This is a genomic window from Mesorhizobium sp. M1E.F.Ca.ET.063.01.1.1, assembly GCF_003998155.1.
Classification (GTDB): domain Bacteria; phylum Pseudomonadota; class Alphaproteobacteria; order Rhizobiales; family Rhizobiaceae; genus Mesorhizobium.
On record NZ_RZSC01000441.1, the window covers coordinates 1 to 4,921 of the forward strand.

The following is a 4,921-nucleotide window of genomic DNA, read 5'->3' on the forward strand; positions in this document are numbered from 1 at the left end:
AGATTGCACGCTCCGCCGCTTTCGCCAACCCCATCCGCGTTGGCGCAATCCAAACCGGTTCGTGCCTGCCCAGGTCCATGCTAACTGAAGTGCTTTCGACAACGGCCCAAAAATCAGGATGGACAGCGACATGGCAGACGAAAAAGTGGCTCTGGTGACGGCGGGCGGCAGCGGCATGGGCGCGGCGGCGGCGAAGCGGCTGGCGGCGGACGGCTTCAAGGTCGGCGTGCTCTCCTCCTCCGGCAAGGGCGAGGCGCTGGGCAACGAGCTCGGCGGCTTCGGCGTCACCGGCTCCAACCAGTCGAACGATGACCTGAAGCGTCTCACCGACGGTGCGCTGGAACGCTGGGGTCGCATCGACGTCCTGGTCAACAGCGCCGGCCACGGACCGCGCGCGCAGATCATCGAGATCAGCGACGACGACTGGCACAAGGGGATCGACACCTATTTCCTCAACGTCGTGCGCCCGACCCGGCTGGTGACGCCGGTGATGCAGAAGCAGAAGGGCGGCGCGATCATCAACATCTCGACCGCCTGGGCGTTCGAGCCGAGCGTTGCCTTCCCGACCTCGGCGGTGGCGCGTGCCGGGCTCGCCGCCTTCACCAAGATCTTCGCCGACACCTATGCGCCCGACAACATCCGCATCAACAACGTGCTGCCGGGCTGGATCGACAGCCTGCCCGCTGTCGAGGAACGCCGCCAGAGCGTGCCGATGAAGCGCTACGGCACGTCGGAGGAAGTGGCGGCGACGATCTCGTTCCTCGCGTCGGACGGCGCGGCCTACATCACCGGCGAGAACATCCGCGTCGATGGCGGGCTGATGCGGGGGTATTGAGTGCTTGAATAGCGACCTGCCTCCGCTACCCTGCGGTTTTCGGCGAGGAGGCAAGGATGAGCGCTTCATTCAAGCTCGGCATCGTCGGCGGCGCCGGCTGGCTGGGCGGTGCCATTGCGGGTGCTGCACTTGCGGCCGGCGTGGTGCGGGTGGAAGACCTTGCGCTGTCCTATCGGAGCGCCAAACCGGACCGTTTTTCGGGCGCGTTCTGGACCGATGACAACCAGGCGCTCGCCGACCGCTCCGACGTCATCATGCTTTCGGTGCGGCCGCAGGGTTGGCCGTCGCTCGAGCTGGACGCCAAGGGCAAGCTGGTGATTTCGGTGATGGCCGGCATAAGACTGGCCGAGATCGGCGAGAAGCACGGCACGCGCCGGGTGGCGCGCACACTGCCCAACGCGGCGGCCGAGGTCGGCAAATCCTATACGCCATGGATCGCGAGCGGCGACACCACCGAGGTGGACCGCGCAACCGTGCGCGCGATCTTCGATGCCTGCGGCGTTGAGGACGAGGTGGCGACGGAGCGCGACATCGACTACCTCACCGGCCTGACAGGATCGGGCCCCGCCTTCCCTGCCCTGCTGGCGGACGCGATGATGCGCGACGCGGTTGCCTTCGGCCTCTCGCCCGATGTAGCGCGACGCGCCGTCAACACCGTGCTTACCGGCACCGGCCGGCTGCTGAAGCTCAACGACGCCTCGCCGGCCGACACGGTGGAAGCCTTCCTCGGCTATCGCGGCACCACCGCCGCGGCAATCGAGACCATGCGCGAAGCGGGATTCGACGAAGCGGTGGCCAAGGGGCTTGCGGCGGCATTCCTGAAGTCGATCGCGATGGGAAAGCTTTGAGCCGACGACGGTCCGTCACTGCGCTATCCGTCCGCTGATTCGAACCGCCGCCCCGGGTGAGAGCGCCGCGCCGCAACAAATGCGTTCATCCGCGGCAGACTGCCTAACCAGTCGGCAGAAATTCATCACTATTGTATAAAATTAACCAGACTTCACGCCTAAATTGTATTAGCAAATCCTTATTCTATCTATTCTGAAGAATTAATCGATCCAAAGGAAAGTTTCCTCTGTACTATATGGTTATTCCTTGGAACTATCATTTGAATTAGAAGTTTTTTGGAAGCGGTCGACGGAACCTGCATAGCGTGTTCCAGGAGCCAGGCAGCACGGAGAGATTGTCCGATGACCTCCATCGTCAACGCAGTAGGCGTTCCTCTTCCCTATAGCGGCACATCCACCCATTGGTTCTCGGCATCTGGGTCTGGGCCGGACTTGTGGGGCACCTCCGGCAATGACACCTTCTATGGAGCCTCCGGTGTCAATGTCACCATGCACGGTAGCTACGGCGACGACATCTATTACCTCTATGCCGCGGGCAACAAGGTGGCCGAGGGCTATGGGGCAGGCATCGACACGATCAGCACCTGGATGAGCTATACGCTCCCGAACAACGTCGAGAACCTCATCGTCACCACCGCCAATCGCTATGCGTTCGGAAATGCGCTGGACAACATCATCACCGCTAAGGCCGACCACCAGACGCTGGACGGCGGCGTGGGAAACGATGTTCTGATCGACGGCGGCGGCGGCTACGACACGTTCATCATCAAGAACGGCAACGGAAGCGACCTGATCGCCAATTTTGCAGCGACCGACACTGTCCGCCTCGATGGCTATGGGTTCACTTCCTTCGACGCAATTCACTCTAACATGGTTCAGGCGGGATCGAACGTGATCCTGAACCTCGGATCCGGTGAGATCCTCGAGTTCAAGGACACGACCATCGACAAGCTGCAGCCCAGCCAGTTCGAGCTGCCGATCGACAAATCGCACATGACGCTGTCCTTCGGCGACGAGTTCAACACGCTGAACCTTCACAATAGCCAAGGCGGCACCTGGGACACCAACTTCTGGTGGGGCGCGCCGAACGGCAGCACGCTCACCCAGAACAACGAGCTGCAGTGGTATATCGACGCCAATTACGCCCCGACGAGCTCGGTCCACCCGTTCAGCGTGAACAACGGCGTTCTCACCATCACCGCAGCGCAGACACCGGCTGACATCAAGCCGCTGATCAACAACTACGAATACACCTCCGGGCTCCTGACGACGCACGACTCCTTCTCGCAGACCTACGGCTATTTCGAAATGCGCGCCGACCTGCCCGAAAACGCCGGCGCCTGGCCGGCCTTCTGGCTGCTGCCGGAGGACGGCTCGTGGCCGCCGGAGCTGGACGTGGTGGAAATGTACGGCCAAAGCCCGAACTCGCTTCTGATGACCGCGCACACCAATGAGACGGGCACGCACACCAAGGTCGGGTCGACGGTGAACGTTATGGATACCCAAGGCTTCCACACCTATGGCCTCTTATGGACGCCGGACAAGCTTGTCTGGACCTATGATGGCGTGCAGGTGGCGGAAGTGGCGACGCCGTCCGACATGAACAAGCCCATGTATATGCTGGTCGACCTCGCGGTCGGCGGTCAGGCCGGCGCGCCGCCGGATCATCTGGCGACCCCGGCTCAGATGAAGATCGACTATGTCCACGCCTACACGCTCGACAGCGCGCCGGCGACCGCGCTGAACGTCACCAGCAGCAGTACCACCACTCAGACCACCCAGAGCATAGCCACGTACAGTATCGCCAGCAGCACGCTGCACGGCGGTTCCGAGTTCGGGGGCCACGCCTAAGGCGCGATCATGCAGCGGCCGGGAATGGGCAAATGACTCGACCGTCGGGCCTGCGGCCGGTCTTTCTGCGCGCCATCGCCGATGTCGGCGCCTTCTCTGTGCTGATCAACATCCTGCTGTTGGTAATCCCGCTCTACCTGCTCCAGGTCTATGATCGCGTGCTGCCGTCCTCCAGCATCGAGACGCTGTTTTACCTCTCGCTCATCGCGGTGCTGGCTCTCGCCTTCCTCGGCTTCCTCGATGCGGTGCGCGCCATCTACACGCATCGCGTCGCTGCGACCGTCGACCGAAAGCTGGGTGCCGGAACGTTCGCCCTTTCGCTTGCCGCTAAACATGCGGGCGGCCTGTCGCCGCTGCGCGACCTCGCTTCGGTCTGCGCCTTCATCCGGTCGCGCGGCGTGGCGGTGTTGTTCGACCTGCCCTTCGCTCCGGTCTTCCTCGCCCTGCTCTATCTCATCCATCCCGTCCTGTTCTGGGTGACGCTCGCCGGCACGGTGCTGCTGGTTCTCCTGGTCGTGGCGAACCAGCTTGCCATCGGCCGAAACGATGCCTTGTCGGTGGAACGTTCGGCTTTGGCTGCCCAGGCGGAACAGGTCTTTGCCCGCAATGCCGAAACGCTGCGCGCCATGGGCATGGTCGACAACGCCGCGCGGGTCTGGGGGCGGTACGTCGGCGAAGCGCTCATCCTGCACGATCGCTCCGCGAGCGCCAACGCGATCTTCAGCGGCGCCTCGCGGGCGCTGCGCATGATGCTGCAGCTCGCGATCCTCGGCGCCGGTGCGTGGCTGGTGGTCGAGGGGCAGATGACGGCCGGCATGATCTTCGCCTCCTCGCTGGTGTCGTCGCGTGCGCTGCAGCCGCTCGACCAGCTCATCGGCGCCTGGCGCCAGATCGCCGATGCCCGTCGAGCGTGGACACGGCTGGAAAGGTCGCTCGCGGCGCAGCCGGCGCAATCGCGCAGGCTCGCCCTGCCCGATCCGTTAGGCGCGATTGCCGTGCAGGACCTTTTCTTCATGGCGCCGAATGCCCAGCCAGGCACCGAACCCATCCTCAAGCGGCTGAATTTCCAAATCGGCGCCGGCGAGGCGGTGGCGATCGTCGGCCCGAGCGGCGCCGGCAAATCCACGCTGGCGCGGCTGCTTGTCGGCGCTGCCCAGCCGACCGGCGGCACCGTCAGGGTCGACGGCGCCGACCTCAGGAGCTGGGACGAAAACCAGCTCGGCAGAAAGATCGGCTACCTGGCGCAAGAGGTGGAGCTGTTTCCCGGATCGATCGGCGACAATGTCGCCCGCTTCGACCCGAACGCGGAGGACGCCGCGATCGTCGAGGCGGCCAGGCGCGCGGAAGCGCATGAGCTGATCCTGACGCTGCGCGACGGCTACCAGAC

General features: G+C 63.9%; 4 protein-coding genes. All 4 read left to right on the plus strand.

Annotated features, from left to right (window positions below):
- Positions 1-130: 130 nt before the first annotated feature.
- Entirely contained in the window at positions 131-835 is a 705-nt protein-coding gene (locus EOA29_RS24870) for an SDR family oxidoreductase (protein ID WP_126094654.1), read from the plus strand.
- Positions 836-891: 56 nt separating this feature from the next.
- Positions 892-1,683 (plus strand): pyrroline-5-carboxylate reductase dimerization domain-containing protein, encoded by a 792-nt coding sequence (locus tag EOA29_RS24875; protein ID WP_126094655.1) that lies wholly within the window; start codon positions 892-894, stop codon positions 1,681-1,683.
- Between the two features lie 342 nt (positions 1,684-2,025).
- Positions 2,026-3,534 carry a family 16 glycosylhydrolase gene (locus tag EOA29_RS24880; protein WP_126094656.1) on the plus strand — a complete coding sequence of 503 codons (1,509 nt, stop codon included), beginning with the start codon at positions 2,026-2,028 and terminating at the stop codon, positions 3,532-3,534.
- Between the two features lie 32 nt (positions 3,535-3,566).
- On the plus strand, positions 3,567-4,921 hold a 1,355-nt coding region (locus tag EOA29_RS24885), incomplete at its 3' end, for an ATP-binding cassette domain-containing protein (protein ID WP_127221751.1).